The sequence below is a fragment of the Mycobacterium sp. B14F4 genome (genome assembly GCF_039871645.1).
Classification (GTDB): domain Bacteria; phylum Actinomycetota; class Actinomycetes; order Mycobacteriales; family Mycobacteriaceae; genus Mycobacterium.
The window spans coordinates 397685-411633 of sequence record NZ_JBDPMF010000002.1 but is presented as its reverse complement, the minus strand read 5'-3'; the positions used below and the strand labels follow the sequence as shown (position 1 = coordinate 411633).

Annotated in this window: 13 protein-coding genes and 2 pseudogenes; 10 read left to right on the top strand and 5 right to left on the bottom strand. The window is 68.7% G+C overall.

The window, feature by feature from the left end; genetic code table 11:
• Nucleotides 1–5: 5 nt before the first annotated feature.
• Nucleotides 6–401, top strand: a complete 396-nt coding sequence (locus ABGB19_RS07155; protein ID WP_347685179.1) for a hypothetical protein — start codon at nt 6–8, stop codon at nt 399–401.
• Here ABGB19_RS07155 and ABGB19_RS07150 read toward each other — a convergent pair.
• Nucleotides 382–769: pseudogene (locus ABGB19_RS07150) on the bottom strand (FAD-dependent monooxygenase); the annotation flags it as partial. The gene ABGB19_RS07155 and the pseudogene ABGB19_RS07150 sit on opposite strands and share 20 nt — an antisense overlap.
• Before the next feature lie 126 nt (nt 770–895).
• Between ABGB19_RS07150 and ABGB19_RS07145 the strand changes: the two are divergent.
• Nucleotides 896–1645 carry a DUF2993 domain-containing protein gene (locus ABGB19_RS07145; RefSeq protein WP_347685178.1) on the top strand — a complete coding sequence of 250 codons (750 nt, stop codon included), beginning with the start codon at nt 896–898 and terminating at the stop codon, nt 1643–1645.
• Nucleotides 1646–1796: 151 nt separating this feature from the next.
• Here the strand turns inward: ABGB19_RS07145 and ABGB19_RS07140 are convergent, their stop codons facing one another.
• Entirely contained in the window at nt 1797–2099 is a 303-nt protein-coding gene (locus ABGB19_RS07140) for a cupredoxin domain-containing protein (protein ID WP_347685177.1), read from the bottom strand.
• A 314-nt stretch (nt 2100–2413) separates the two neighbouring features.
• Here ABGB19_RS07140 and ABGB19_RS07135 point away from each other — a divergent pair, with 314 nt between their 5' ends.
• The gene (locus ABGB19_RS07135; RefSeq protein WP_347685176.1) at nt 2414–2884 is read left to right on the top strand and encodes a hypothetical protein; all 471 of its coding nucleotides are present in this window, start codon (nt 2414–2416) and stop codon (nt 2882–2884) included.
• A gap of 60 nt (nt 2885–2944) precedes the next feature.
• Nucleotides 2945–3190, top strand: a complete 246-nt coding sequence (locus tag ABGB19_RS07130) for a hypothetical protein (RefSeq protein WP_347685175.1) — start codon at nt 2945–2947, stop codon at nt 3188–3190.
• Here the strand turns inward: ABGB19_RS07130 and ABGB19_RS07125 are convergent.
• Both ABGB19_RS07125 and ABGB19_RS07120 read right to left on the bottom strand, forming a co-directional pair.
• A pseudogene (locus ABGB19_RS07125) lies at nt 3191–3811 on the bottom strand (hypothetical protein); the annotation flags it as partial. It abuts the gene before it with no gap.
• A 542-nt stretch (nt 3812–4353) separates the two neighbouring features.
• Nucleotides 4354–5823 carry a carboxyl transferase domain-containing protein gene (locus ABGB19_RS07120; RefSeq protein ID WP_347685174.1) on the bottom strand — a complete coding sequence of 490 codons (1470 nt, stop codon included), beginning with the start codon at nt 5821–5823 and terminating at the stop codon, nt 4354–4356.
• Between the two features lie 26 nt (nt 5824–5849).
• Between ABGB19_RS07120 and ABGB19_RS07115 the strand changes: the two genes are divergently transcribed.
• From ABGB19_RS07115 to ABGB19_RS07090, 6 genes are all read left to right on the top strand, one after another.
• Nucleotides 5850–6584 carry an enoyl-CoA hydratase gene (locus ABGB19_RS07115; RefSeq protein ID WP_347685173.1) on the top strand — a complete coding sequence of 245 codons (735 nt, stop codon included), beginning with the start codon at nt 5850–5852 and terminating at the stop codon, nt 6582–6584.
• On the top strand, nt 6584–7705 hold the full coding sequence (locus ABGB19_RS07110; RefSeq protein WP_347685172.1) for an MBL fold metallo-hydrolase: 1122 nt from the start codon (nt 6584–6586) through the stop codon (nt 7703–7705). Before ABGB19_RS07115 ends, ABGB19_RS07110 begins: the two co-directional genes overlap by 1 nt.
• Nucleotides 7706–7769: 64 nt before the next feature.
• The gene (locus tag ABGB19_RS07105) at nt 7770–9335 is read left to right on the top strand and encodes a serine hydrolase (RefSeq protein WP_347685653.1); all 1566 of its coding nucleotides are present in this window, start codon (nt 7770–7772) and stop codon (nt 9333–9335) included.
• A 2-nt stretch (nt 9336–9337) separates the two neighbouring features.
• The gene (locus ABGB19_RS07100) at nt 9338–11719 is read left to right on the top strand and encodes a cation-translocating P-type ATPase (protein WP_347685652.1); all 2382 of its coding nucleotides are present in this window, start codon (nt 9338–9340) and stop codon (nt 11717–11719) included.
• Between the two features lie 13 nt (nt 11720–11732).
• A complete protein-coding gene (locus ABGB19_RS07095; RefSeq protein WP_347685171.1) occupies nt 11733–12005 on the top strand; it encodes an antitoxin in 273 nt (90 codons plus the stop codon).
• 3 nt (nt 12006–12008) lie between these two features.
• Nucleotides 12009–12455, top strand: coding sequence for an SRPBCC family protein (locus ABGB19_RS07090; protein ID WP_347685170.1), 447 nt, complete (start codon nt 12009–12011; stop codon nt 12453–12455).
• A 12-nt stretch (nt 12456–12467) separates the two neighbouring features.
• On the opposite strand, the gene ABGB19_RS07085 is transcribed toward ABGB19_RS07090, so the two are convergent.
• Complete coding sequence (locus tag ABGB19_RS07085) at nt 12468–13889, bottom strand: HNH endonuclease signature motif containing protein (RefSeq protein WP_347685169.1); 1422 nt, start codon at nt 13887–13889, stop codon at nt 12468–12470.
• Nucleotides 13890–13949: the final 60 nt, after the last annotated feature.

The following is a 13949-nucleotide window of genomic DNA, read 5'->3' as shown; positions in this document are numbered from 1 at the left end:
CGGGTATGACTTCGATGGCCGCACTGGGACGACGGGCGTGTGCCGCGCTTGCGGCGGCGTCGGCCTGCCTGCATGCGGCGATGCTGGGCCACGCCGCCGGACCGGTCGCGGGTGCACTGCTGGCGGCGATGATCGCGGCGTGCCTGTACTGCGCGGTGGACCTGTGGCGCGGCGGCACGGTGCGGGCGTGGGTCGTCGTGGCGCTGATGAACCTCGCCATGATCGGACTACACCTACCCGCACCGGCGCACCACCATGCACCGGCGGCCGCCTCCCCGGCGTCGGCGCTGATGGCGGCCGCCACGGTGCTGGCCATGGTCGAGGTGGCGGCCGCCGCCGCGGTGCTCTACGTCCGCAGCCGCGGGCAGTACGCACGCGTGAGCGATAGACCAGACCGCTGAGCCGACGGGCCAGCCCCGTGCGCACCGCGGGGACGTGGCCCGCCAGCCGGATCACGGTGTTGCGCCTCAGCCAGTGCGACGGCGTCCTGGATTTCCAGGTTCATGCCCTGCCCGCCCGCCGGGCTGTGCACATGTGCGGCGTCACCGGCCAGTAGCAGGCGACCGGCGCGGAAGCTGTCCGCGACCCGATGGTGCACGCGGAACCGGGAGCCCCACGCCACATCCGTGACCGTCATCGCGCCGGCCGCGACGCGGGTGTCGAGGATCTGCTGCACCAGTGCCGCCGACGGTTCCTCGGGCCCGTCGGCGACGGGCACGACGATGCGGTGGATGCCGTCGGGCAGCGGCCCCACCACCAGCAGTCGGCCCACCGCTGAGAGCGGGTGCACGATAAAGGGATGGAGGAGCATCCCCCGCCGCCAGCAGTCCAGCCCGGTTGCGGTCCTTCGCCGGGCGTTCCGACATCGAATGATTCCGGACTGAGCCGCGTCCGTATGCGCAACCCGCTGTCGGTAGTCATGATCTCGGTGATCATGATCGGCTTAGCCGCTGGCCTGCTTGCCGGTGAGCTGTACGCCCGTCACCGCGCCGAGAGCGTGGTGGCCGCCGCAACGGAATGCGTGGTGCAGGACACGGCGAGTGTTTCATTCGGCCCGACGCCGTTCCTGCTTCAGCTCACGACCGGCCACTACAGGAACATCTCGATCCAGACGGCCGGCAACCGAATCGGCAACGCCCGAGGCATGAAGGCCGAGGTGCGGATCGACGATGTCTGGCTGGATGGCGACGGCATGGGCACCGTGGGAGCCATCGACGCCATGATCACCTGGTCTGCCGACGGCATGAAGCAGAGCTTCCAGGAAGCGATCACGCCATTGCGTGGCTTGGTCACCAGGGTCCAGACCAATCAGGACGACGGCACCATCAAGCTGCAGGGCAACTTGGGCAATGTCACCACCAAGCCGCAGGTGACAGATGGAGGAGTGGCACTGCAGGTGGTCGATGTCACCGGGCTGGGTTTGTTGCTGCCCAGCGAGATGGTGCAGTCGGCGCTAGACACGTTCACCACCCGTCTCACCGAAATGTATCCGCTCGGTATCCATGTCGATAGCGTGGAGATCACCAATGAAGGTGTGGCAGCACATTATTCGAGCCGTGGTACGTCGATCCCCCTGGGCGACCAAGGCAACCAGGACAACCAATGGAGCAAGAACAACCAGAACTCCTGCTTCGCAAACCTGTAGGTCGGCGAGCGCCGACGCGACCGCAAGGTCGCTGGCGAAATTAGAGTCGCGGTCCTACGGCATCCGCGAGCCGTAGAACAGCGTCATCGGGTTGTTTGACCTGACACCCGTCCGACCCAGTCAGGTATGCGGGCGGGGACGAAAGCTCGGCCTACTGGACGGTCAGCGTTCCATGCATGTCGGCGTGGTACTTGCAATGAAACGGATAGGTGCCGGGGGTCATCGGAGCAGTGAATGAGTTAATGCCGCCGCCCCCGGATACGCGGACATCGAACAGGTTGTTCTCGTCGGCGGTTACGGTGTGGTTCGGGCCGCCTTCGTTCACGATGGTCACTTGCTCACCGGGTCTGACAGACGTGGGCACGGTGTATGCCATGTTCGAAATGACGATCTGGCTCTCGGTGGGTTGGGCTTGGGGTGTCGACGGCGGCGTTCCTGTCACTGTGGACTGCATGTTTGGGCTTGTCGGAGCAGAAGCCGGCGGCGATTCGTTGGTTCCCCCGCACGCGGTTAGCACCCCAGCGGAAAGCAGAAGTGACGAGATGAGCGTCGCGATGCGTGTCACGTTGCTACTTCCCTCCCTTCGGTAAGCCGGCTTAGCTGACTAGACTGGTCGAAAGGTGCGAATTTCATTATCGACGTGTCGTGGGGCGGCCGCAGTCGAAGCGCATAAAGCAATTGTTGAATCGTGACGCGCACCCCACTGGCCGATTGCGAGCGGCCACCGAGGCCTTCAGCGGCCACAGACTGGTGTGATGTCCTAGTCAAGTGTCGATTGCCTGTTGTGACGCCGACTCGACAACCTCACTCATCCTGATCGCCGCCGCGACGCTCACGGCCTGCGCCCTGCTCGGCGGCGGACTCTACGAAACCGTCGTCGTCGACCCGGCCTGGCCGAAGCGGCCCGGCATCATCCAGGCCCACAACGGCGGCGTATCACGGCGCCGCTTCTGGATTCCCGCGCACTCCGCGTTCGAGGTCCTGGTGATCCTCGCGCTGATCGCGGCCTGGGCCGACGCCGAAATTCGCCTGCCGCTGCTCATCGCACTGGCGAGCCACGCGGTGATGCGAGTGTGGTCGTTGATCGACCTGGTGCCCAAGGCGGTGACCTTCGAGAAGACGGACCCGGCGGCGGTCGACGAGGCGGCCGCCGTGCGCTGGACCCGGCGCAGCCTGGTCCGTCTCCCGCTCGACGTCGTCACCTGCGTGGCGATGCTCACCGCACTGGCGGTCGCATAGACCGACCGCTCAGCGGGCATAGCTGATGCGGCTGCAGCAAGAGACCGGAAGGAGCCATTCATGATCTCCGCCGACGATGTGCGCCGGCTGTTGAATGCCGATGAGAAAGACGCGACCCTGGTGCTGATCGAGGGGCGCGCGGAGGTGATCGGCGCGGGCCGGCTGGCTTCCGACGAGTACCGCGGCGCGTTCGAGGTGATCGCGCGCGACGACCTGGTGCAGCGGGTCGGCGAATCCCCATCCGAGCACGAGATCAGTGAGCAGGCGGCGCAGCTCGACACCGCGGTGTCCGAACTCGGCGGATAGTCAGGCCTCGATCTCGCCGACGATCTTGCGCTCGATGCTCGCTCGCGTCGTCGCGGGCAGGACGATGAGGCCGTCGAGTTCCTTTCGCGCACGGGCGTAGGCCGCCTTGCGTTCGTCGGGCGTCGCCCCGTCGTCGGCGGCCAGCCGCAGCAGGTGCTGGGCGCGGTCGAGTCGTTCCTGCGCCTCGGCCGAGAAGTCGCTGCGGCGGCGACGGACGGCCTCGGCTTCCGCCACGTCGAACGCCACCACGTACTCGTGCACCGCGTCGCGGTAGTCGACCTGCGCACTGCGGTCGCCGAGGATGTCGTCGACGGACTCCGGCCGCAGCAGGTCCGCATGGCTCCTGGCTTTGTGGAACGCGACGGTCAGCGGTGACCGCATGTCGGTCATCAGCGGGAAGTCCAACAACTTCGCGATGTCGATCTCGTAGTCCAGCCAGCGCGCGTCGGTTTCGTCGTGCCGACGCAGGACCTTGGCCATCTCACGACGGTTGGCCGCGTCGTTGGTCCGCGCCCGGCCCGACGCCTCGGCGAGGGCGACCTTGGTCTGCTGCTTGATGCGGTAGCGCTCGAGCCGGCGCTGGGCGCGACGTTCGTTGGCCGCCGCGACGGCGCGCACGCCGCTGAACCGCAGGTACGCCCAGTGCCTGCCGAGGCGGCGGGTGGCCGGGGCCTTCTCCTCGAAGTACGCCAGCGGCACCCGCGGCACCTCGGCGACGAACTGCCTTCGCTGCCGGGCGTCGGGCAGCGTCTCCTCGAGCGCACCCGGCGGGAGCCATTCGTGCCATGGCGGCAGCACTCCGCCCTCGGCCATCGCCTGCATCTGCTTGCGCATCGCCCTCGGCGCCACGTCGAAAAAGCTGCGCCCGGGGTGGGGAAGCTGCGCGTCGACGAAGACGCCCCGCACCGGGGCGACCACCGCCTCGGCGATCGCGGGAAGCAGCGATCCCGCCGCGCTGTGCCCGACGAGCACCACGTCGCCGCTGCCCGTCACCGCCCGCGCGGCCGCCGCGGCGAGCCGGGGGTAGAACGGCGGTCCTTGCGACAGCACACCCCGAAGATCGGGTACGACGCACGCAAAACCCTTGCGCCGCAACATCTCTGCGACGCCAGCCCAGGTGGACGGTCCCACCACGGGGCTGTGGACGAACAACAGTGTCGGCTTCACAAGCCGATTCGCCGATACCGCTCGAGCCGGGCCGCCATCCGTGCGTCGTCCGGAACGGAGCGCAGCGCATGCAGTTCGTCGGCGATGGTCGCCGACAGCCGCTCGGTGAAGAGCAGCGGCTCGTCCGCCGCGTCCGGTTGTTCGGCCACGATCCCGTCGACGATCCCGTTGCGCAGCAGGTCCGCCGACCGGATCCCCTGTGCCGCAGCCAGTTCCGGCGCATGGTCGGTGTCGCGGAACACGATCGCGCTGGCGCCCTCGGGAGGCAGCGGGGCCAGCCAGCCGTGCAGCGCGGCCAGCACCCGGTCGGCGGGCACCATCGCCAGCGCGGGCCCGCCGCTGCCCTGGCCCAGCAGCACCGACACCGTCGGGGTGTCGAGGGTGACGAGTTCGGCCAGGCAGCGCGCGATCTCGCCGGCCAGACCTCCCTGCTCGGCCTCGACGGTGAGCGCCGGGCCCGCGGTGTCGATGACCAGCACCAGCGGCAGCTGCAGACCTTCGGCCAGCGCCATGCCGCGCCGCGCCTCGCGCAACGCCGCCGGCCCGACCATCCCGCCGACCACCCGCTGCTGGCCCAGCACCACCGCGGGCTGACCACCGAACCTGGCCAGGGCCAGCAGCGTCGTCGCCGCCTCACCCTGGCCCGTCCCCGACAGCAGCACCCGCTCGGTGGTGCCGTGTCGCAGCAGGTACCCGACACCGGGCCGGTCCGGCCGTCGCGACGCCTCGACCGACTCCCAGGCGGGCACGTCCGGCAGCGGCCCGCACTCCGGCCTCGCGGGCGGGGCGCCCGGCGGGTCCGCGACCACGGTCAGCGTGCGGTCCAGCGTGGAGCGCAGCGCCTCGAGCGGCACCACGCCGTCGATGACGCCGTGGCGCTGCAGGTTCTCGGCGGTCTGGATGCCCCCGGGGAACGGCTCACCGTAGAGGTGCTCGTACACCCGCGGCCCCAGGAACCCGATCAGGGCGCCCGGCTCGGCGGCGGTCACGTGCCCGAGCGAACCCCACGACGCGAACACCCCGCCGGTGGTCGGATGCCGCAGATAGACCAGGTAGGGCAGATGCGCGCGCTTGTGCAGTTCGACGGCGGCGGCGATCTTGACCATCTGCAGGAACGCGACCGTGCCCTCCTGCATGCGGGTGCCGCCCGAACTCGGCGACGCCAGCAGCGGCAGCCCCTCGGCCGTCGCACGCTGCACCGCCGCGGTGATCCGCTCGGCGGCGGCCACCCCGATCGAACCGGCCAGGAAGTCGAACTCGCACACCACGAGCGCGACGCGACGGCCGAACACCGTCCCCTCGCCGGTGAGCACCGACTCGTCGAGGCCGGTCTTCGCGGCGGCGTCGGCCAGCTCCCGCCGGTACTCGGCGTCGGCGCCGACGTCGCGCGGCGGGCCGTCCCAGCTGCTGAACGAGCCGGCGTCCAGCACGGCGTCGCGTAGCTCGAGGGCACCGATCCGGCTCACATCAGCAGGCTATATAGGCTGGCGGTGTGATTGGTGTCAGCCGTGACGGCGCCGTGATGACTTTGGAGATGCAGCGCGCCGAGCGTCGCAATGCGCTCAACGCCGAACTCGTCGACGGGCTGCGCGAAGCGATCGAGAAGGCGGCCACCGAGGACGTCCGCGTGATCGTCCTCACCGGTCAGGGGCATGTGTTCAGCTCCGGGGCCGACCTCTCGGGCGGCCAGGGAGTCGCCGACGAGCTGCCCGACAAGGCCAAGGCGCTCAATTTCGCGATCGACAAGGCGCCCGTCCCGGTCATCGGGGCGATCAACGGACCGGCGATCGGGGCGGGGGTCATCCTGTCGATGATCTGCGACCTGCGCGTCGTCGCCCCGGAGGCGTACTTCCAGTTCCCGGTGGCCAAGTACGGTATCGCGCTGGACAACTGGAGCATTCGCCGGCTGACCACGCTGGTCGGGGCGGGCCGGGCCCGCGGCATGCTGATGGCCGCCGAACGGCTGACCGCCGACGCCGCGCTGCAGACCGGGATGGCGAACCGCATCGGCACGCTGGCCGACGCGCAGGCCTGGGCGCAGGAGATCGCGGGCTTCGCGCCGCTGGCGCTCCAGCACGCCAAGCGGGTGCTCAACGACGACGGCGCCTACGAGGATCCGTGGCCCGAGCACAAGGAACTGTTCGACCGGGCATGGTCGAGCCACGACATCATCGAGGCGCAGGTGGCACGCATCGAGAAGCGGCCACCCAACTTCAGAGGGGCCTGATGATCCGCGGCGCCGCACGCATCGGTCTCGGCACAGCTTCGTTGCTGGCCGGCGGGTGGGTGTTGCGCGCCGTGCACGGCGCCCCCGCGGCCCTGGGCGCGTCGCCCGTCGAGATCGAACAGGTGGCGCGGCGCTCGCCCAACTACCGCGACGGCGAGTTCGTCAACCTCGAACCCGCGACCACGCTCAGCATCGACCGCGAGGAACAGCGCCAGATCATCTGGGACCTCATCGGCTCGCGCGGGGAGTCCCGGCCGAACGGCCCGATTCCGGTGGTCAGGCCGTCGCCGACGGAACCGGGCTCGGCGCCGCTCTCGGTGTGCTGGTTCGGGCACTCGTCGGTGCTGATCGAGCTCGACGGCTACCGCGTGCTGGCCGACCCGGTGTGGAGCAAGCGTTGCTCGCCGTCGCAGGCGGTGGGGCCCGAACGCCTGCACGAGGTCCCGGCGCCGCTCGAGTCGCTGGCCGCGGTGGACGCGGTGGTGATCAGCCACGACCACTACGACCACCTGGACATCGACACGATCATCGGCCTGGCCAAGACCCAGCGCGCACCGTTCGTCGTGCCGCTCGGTATCGGCGCCCACCTGCGCAAGTGGGGCATCCCGCAGAGCCGGATCGTCGAGCTGGACTGGTACGAAGGCCACACGATCGGCGAGCTGACACTGGTGTGCACCCCGGCCAGGCACTTCTCGGGGCGGCTGTTGACCCGCAACACGACGCTGTGGGCGTCGTGGGCGATCAAGGGGCCCCGCCACCGCGCCTTCTTCGGCGGCGACACCGGCTACACCAAGAGCTTCGCCGACACCGGCTCCGAGCACGGCCCGTTCGACCTGACGCTGCTGCCGATCGGCGCCTATCACCCGGCGTGGCCGGACATCCACATGAATCCCGAAGAGGCGGTGCGGGCGCACCTCGACGTGGCCGAGGCGCACTCCGGACTGCTGGTGCCGATCCATTGGGGGACCTTCCGGCTCGCCCCGCATCCCTGGGCCGAACCCGTCGAGCGGTTGCTGCGCGCCGCCGACCCCGCGGGCGTGCACGTCGTCGTCCCCAGACCGGGCCAGCGCGTGGACGGCGACGGGGCGGCGCCGGTCGTCGACCCGTGGTGGCGGCTGTAGAACAGCAATAGCGCGAGCGCACGGTTGTTTGAGGGCATACTCGCGTTCTGTGTACAACAACCGCGTGCTCGGCGCCGCGCTCGCAGTCGTACTGGTGGCAACGGCCGGATGCGGGTCCGAATCCGCCCAACCCGAACCGTCGGCGGCGCCCAGCACGCTGTCGGATGCGCCGCCACCGCTGGTACCGGCGATGCCGCTGCCCGAGAACGCCGTCGACAACGCTGTTGCGAAACTCGACGGCATCGCCGAGGACCTGATGGCCAAGTCGGGCATCCCCGGCATGGCGGTGGCCGTCGTGCACGGCGGAAAGACCGTGTACGCCAGGGGATTCGGCGTGAAGGACGTCAAGACCGGCGAGAAGGTCGATCCGGACACGGTGTTCCAGCTGGCGTCGGTGTCCAAGTCGTTGGCGTCGACGGTCGTCGCTCACCAGGTCGGGGTGAACGCCGTCGAGTGGGACACCCCGATCGTGTCCGAACTGCCGTGGTTCGCGCTGTCCGACCCGCTTGTCACCCGGATCGTGAGCGTTGGCGACATGATGTCGCACCGGTCCGGTCTGCCCGACCACGCGGGTGACATGCTCGAGGACCTCGGCTTCGACCGCAGGCAGGTGCTCGACCGGCTCCGCCAGCTGCCGCTGGATCCGTTCCGAATTTCCTACGCCTACACCAACTTCGGATTCACCGCGGGCGCCGAGGCGGTCGCAGTGAATGCGGGCAAGCCGTGGGAGGTGCTCGCCGACGAGGTGCTGTTCGACCCGCTGGGCATGGAGGCGACGAGTTACCGGTTCACCGAATACGAGGCCAGGGCGAACCGGGCCGTCGGCCACATCCGCATCGACGACCGCTACGAGCCGTCCTATGTGCGCGACGCCGACGCCGAGGCCCCAGCGGGCGGGGCGAGTTCGTCGGTCAACGACATGACCCGCTGGCTGGCGATGGTACTGGCCGAGGGGGACCACGACGACAGGCAGATCGTCGACGGCAAGGCGCTGCTGCCCGCGCTCACGCCGCAGATCGTGTCCAGTCGTGCCACCGAACCCGCGATGCGGTCGGGCTTCTACGGCTTCGGCTTCAACGTGGGTTCGACATCGGCGGCGCGGACGGAGATCAGCCACTCGGGCGCGTTCGAACTGGGTGCGGGAACGAACTTCCTGATCCTGCCGTCCGCCGACGTCGCGATCGTGGCGCTCACCAACGCCACCCCGTCGGGTGTCGCCGAATCGCTCACCGCGCAGTTCGCGGACCTGGTGCAGTTCGGCGAGGTGCGTGAGGACTGGTACGGGCTCTACAGCAAGATCTTCGCCGAGATGGACGAGCCCGTGGGGTCTCTGGCCGGCAAGCAGCCGCCGGCCGATGCCGCGCCACCGGCGCCGCTGGTGTCGTACATCGGCAGCTACGACAACGACTACTGGGGACCGGCGAGGGTCACCGAGCGTGACGGGCGGCTGGCGCTGGCGCTGGGATCGAAGCTCGACGTGCCGCTGACCCACTGGGCAGGCAACACTTTCACGTTCGAGTTCGTGAGCGAGAACGCCCCTCCGGGAACGGTTTCGACGGCGACCTTTGACGGCGACAAGCTCATCCTCGAGTATTACGACACGTTCAAGAAGGGGACGTTCATCAAGTGACGATTGCGGGGAAAGTCGGAGCCGCCGGGCTGACCGACTCCGAGGTCGCCCAGCGCATCGCCGAGGGCAAGACCAACGATGTGCCGACCAGGGCGGCGCGCAGCGTGTCGGAGATCGTGCGGGGCAACGTGTTCACCCGTATCAACGCGATCCTCGGCGTGCTGCTGATCATCGTGCTGGCCACCGGATCGGTGATCAACGGCGCCTTCGGCCTGCTGATCATCGCCAACAGTGCGATCGGCATCATCCAGGAACTGCGGGCCAAGCAGACGCTGGACAAACTCGCGATCGTCGGACAGGCGAAACCGTTGGTGCGCAGGCAGTCCGGGACCAAGACAGTGCTGCCCAGCGAGATCGTGCTCGACGACATCATCGAGCTGGGACCCGGCGACCAGATCGTCGTCGACGGCGAGATCGTCGAAGAGGCCAACATCGAGGTCGACGAGTCGCTGCTCACCGGTGAGGCCGACCCGATCGCCAAAGATCCGGGCGACCAGGTGATGTCGGGCAGCTTCGTCTGTGCGGGCACTGGGGCGTACCGGGCCACGAAGGTCGGCCGGGAGGCCTACGCCGCCAAGCTGGCCGAGGAGGCCAGCAAGTTCACGCTCGTCAACTCCGAACTGCGCAGCGGTATCAACAAGATCCTGCAGTTCATCACTTATCTGCTGATTCCGGCGGGACTGCTGATCATCTACACCCAGCTGTTCACCACCGATGCCGGGTGGCGCGAATCGGTGCTGCGGATGGTCGGCGCGCTGGTGCCGATGGTTCCCGAGGGCCTGGTGCTGATGACGTCGATCGCGTTCGCGGTGGGCGTGATCCGGTTGGGGCGCAGGCAGTGTCTGGTCAACGAGCTGCCCGCGATCGAGGGCCTGGCGCGCGTAGACGTCGTGTGCGCCGACAAGACCGGCACGCTGACCGAGAACGGTATGCGCGTGGCGGATTTGCACCGGCTCGACGAGTTCCCGGTCGGCGACATCCTGGCCCAGCTGGCACTCGACGACGCGCGGCCGAACGCGAGCATGCAGGCCATCGCCGAGGCATACAAGATGCCGCCGGATTGGACGGCCACCGCCGTCGCACCGTTCAAGTCGGCCACCAAGTGGAGCGGCGCCTCCTACGGCGAGCACGGCAACTGGGTGATCGGCGCGCCCGACGTGCTTCTCGAACCGGGGTCACCCGTCGCCGAACAGGCCGAGCAGATCGGCGCGCAGGGCCTGCGCGTGCTGCTCCTGGGCGCCAGCGAGCTGCCGGTCGACCATCCCGACGCGCCCGGCCGTGTCACGCCCGCCGCGCTGGTGGTGCTCGAACAACGCATCCGTCCGGACGCCAACGACACCCTCGACTACTTCGCCTCGCAACACGTTTCGATCAAGGTCATCTCGGGTGACAACGCCGTGTCCGTCGGAGCGGTGGCCGGGTCGCTGGGGCTGCACGGGCAGACGCTCGATGCGCGCCACCTGCCCGACGACCCCGGCGAACTTGCCGACACCTTGGAGCAGTACACGACGTTCGGCCGGGTGCGACCCGACCAGAAGCGCGCCATGGTGCGTGCCCTGCAGTCGCGAGGCCACACGGTGGCGATGACGGGTGACGGTGTCAACGACGTGCTGGCGCTCAAGGACGCCGACATCGGTGTCGCGATGGGCTCGGGCAGTTCCGCGTCGCGCGCGGTCGCGCAGATTGTGTTGCTGGACAACAAGTTCGCGACGTTGCCCTACGTCGTCGGTGAAGGCCGCCGGGTGATCGGCAACATCGAGCGGGTCTCCAACCTGTTCCTGACCAAGACCGTGTACTCGGTGCTGCTGGCCGTTTTCGTCGGCCTGGCGGGGCTGGCGTCCAAGCTCTTCGGCAGCGATCCGCTGCTGTTCCCGTTCCAGCCGATCCACGTCACGATCGCGGCGTGGTTCACCATCGGCATACCGGCGTTCATCCTGTCGCTGGCGCCGAACAACGAGCGGGCGCACCCGGGGTTCGTGCGGCGCGTGATGACGGCGGCGCTGCCGTCGGGGCTGGTGGTCGGCATCGCGACGTTCACCTCGTATCTGGTCGCCTACCAGGGTCGGGAAGCGACGCCGATCGAGCAGACGCAGGCGTCGACGGCGGCGCTGATCACCCTGCTGGTGGCGGCGGTGTGGGTGCTGGCGGTGGTGGCGCGGCCGTATCAGTGGTGGCGCGTCGCCCTGGTCGTCGTGTCCGCCATTGCCTACGTGGTGATCTTCTCGATCCCGGCGGCACAGCGACTGTTCATCCTCGACATCTCGAACACCAAGGTCACAGTGACCGCGTTGGCGATCGGGGCTGTCGCGGCCGTGGCCATCGAGGTGATCTGGTGGGTGCAGGGAGCGGTTCTGGGAGAACGACGGCGGCTATGGGCTCCCTAGTAACCTTGACCGCATGGCATTCCTCGACAAGGTGAAGAATCTGCTGGCCCGCAACGCCGACAAGGTGGACACCGCGATCGACAAGGCCGGTGATCTGGTCGACAAGAAGACGCAGGGCAAGTACACCCAGCACGTCGACAAGGTGCAGGACGCCGCGAAGAAGGCGGTCCAGGACAACGCCAACCGCACCGGACAGGTGCCGCCGCCGGCCACCCCGCCGCCCGCGACTCCGCCACCGGCCGACCCGCCGCAGCAGCAACCCCCGACGGCACCACCCGTTTCGTAGGCGATGGCCAAGCTCTCCGTCTCCGTCGACGTTCCGTTGCCGCCCGAGCAGGCGTGGGCGGCCGCGTCGGACCTGTCCCGCTACAAGGAATGGCTCTCCATCCACCGGGTGTGGCGCTCGAAGCTGCCCGAGAGCATCGACAAGGGCACGGTCGTCGAATCGATCGTCGAGGTCAAGGGCATGCCCAACCGGATCCGGTGGATTGTCGTGCACTACAAGCCTCCGCAGGCGATGACGCTCAACGGCGAGGGCGTGGGCGGGGTGAAGGTCAAGCTGATCGGCAAGATCGCCGCGTCCGGCAATGACCCCCGCGGGTCGACGGTCACCTTCGACGTACATCTTGGCGGCCCAGCGCTTTTCGGGCCGATTGGCATGGTCGTCGCGGCGGCGCTCAAGGGCGACATCCGCGAATCTCTCGACCGGTTCAGGAGCGTCTTCGCGTCTGCTTGACCGGCCGCCGGCTCAGAAGGGTGGTGGTTGGTAATTGGCGGCGAGCCAGGCTTGGCGTTGGCGTTCTTCATCGGCGATGAGTTCGGTGCGTTCGCGGCGTTCGGCGGTGATGCGGTCGCGGCGGTCTTGTTCGCGGGTTTGTTTGCGTCGCGGGGCCATCGCGGTGCGGTCGGGGTTGGGCTCGCCGGGGGGCAGGTTGAGCTCACCGGTCAACTGCCCCAGCGCCGGAAAGAGCGATGCGCCGTGGGCCTCGGACCGGTACAGGTGCCCGGTCGGGGAGGTCAGCAGCAGGGTGCCGTCGGGCAGGTGGTGTTCGGCCCAGCCGGGGACGAATGACTTGATCAGGTGGTGAATGCGGCAGTAGCACTTGTTGTTCGACGGATGCGTCGGCCCGCACGGCCAGGGCGTGGTGTGGTCGATGTCGGATTTCCAGGCGGGTTTGTCACAGCCGGGCCAGCGGCACGTCAGATCGCGCCATTGGATGAACTCCTTGGTCTTGGCGGTGGGCTGGTACCCGGGATCGGCGGGGCAGTCGGCGCCGGGGATGGTCACGGGCTTGAGTTGGGCGGACTCGGCGATGTCGCGCACCGAGTCGGCCGGCAGCATCCCGAACCCGGGCAGATACCCCGGCGTGTCACCGGTGCCGTCGAGGGTGGCTTGTTCGGCGAGCAGGTGGATCACGGCACTGGCCGCGGCGTCGCGTTGCGCGGCCGCTGGGCAGTCTTCGCGCCCGCAGCGGCATGCCAGGGTGGCTTTCCTGCGTGCCAGCGGCCCGCAGGCATCGGCGCGGCGCTGCTCTCTGGTGCGCGGATCGTGCTGACACACCGTGGCGGCCAGCGCATCCAACCGTTGGTCCAGCGCCGCGCCGTCTTCGGCGCGCACATGGGCGTTGATCCACGCCATGCCCGCGGTGTCGCTGGGATAGATGTCGACGTGGCGGTTCTGCTCGATCTTGGGTGGGACCCGCACCGCGGCCGGATCGTGGTTGGCCACGATCATGTCGATGCGGTCGCGCAATTTGGGCTCGGACAGTTTCATCCACCGGGTGACGCTGCGGGCCAACGCCGCGTCCACGGTGGGCATGATCTCGTCGTCGACGTTGTCGGTGCGCGCGAGGATCGTCGCCAGCATCCGCCAGTCGATCAGCCCGCTGCGCAGCACCTTGCCCACCAGCGGCAAGCGTTCCCGCAGGGTGGCCGCGGTGTGGACCTGGCTCAACGCCCGGTGATGGCTGAGGTTCTGGATCGGGGAGAGCTCCGCGGCGGTCGCCGCGTATGGGTCGGTGGCGAAGAACCGCGCCTCGCGCAATTGCCGGCGCCGGCGGGCGAACAATTCCCCGATCAACTCCAGGCGCCGCCCCATCGCCGCGGACTCCTCCCGGGTCTCCTCACCGATCAAGGAGATCAGCTCCGCATCCGACGGCTCTTCGAACATGTGTTCGATACTGCCACGGCCCACCGACATTCTCGAAGGCGCAGTCCGCCTGTGGACAGC

Excerpts from the sequence above, each read along its gene's own strand:
- ABGB19_RS07085 (WP_347685169.1), bottom strand. The coding sequence starts at position 13,889 with ATGTTCGAAGAGCCGTCGGATGCGGAGCTGATCTCCTTGATCGGTGAG.
- ABGB19_RS07130 (WP_347685175.1), top strand. The coding sequence starts at position 2,945 with ATGATCTCCGCCGACGATGTGCGCCGGCTGTTGAATGCCGATGAGAAA.
- ABGB19_RS07140 (WP_347685177.1), bottom strand. The coding sequence starts at position 2,099 with ATGCAGTCCACAGTGACAGGAACGCCGCCGTCGACACCCCAAGCCCAA.
- ABGB19_RS07145 (WP_347685178.1), top strand. The coding sequence starts at position 896 with ATGCGCAACCCGCTGTCGGTAGTCATGATCTCGGTGATCATGATCGGC.
- ABGB19_RS07155 (WP_347685179.1), top strand. The coding sequence starts at position 6 with ATGACTTCGATGGCCGCACTGGGACGACGGGCGTGTGCCGCGCTTGCG.
- ABGB19_RS07090 (WP_347685170.1), top strand. The coding sequence starts at position 12,009 with ATGGCCAAGCTCTCCGTCTCCGTCGACGTTCCGTTGCCGCCCGAGCAG.
- ABGB19_RS07110 (WP_347685172.1), top strand. The coding sequence starts at position 6,584 with ATGATCCGCGGCGCCGCACGCATCGGTCTCGGCACAGCTTCGTTGCTG.
- ABGB19_RS07095 (WP_347685171.1), top strand. The coding sequence starts at position 11,733 with ATGGCATTCCTCGACAAGGTGAAGAATCTGCTGGCCCGCAACGCCGAC.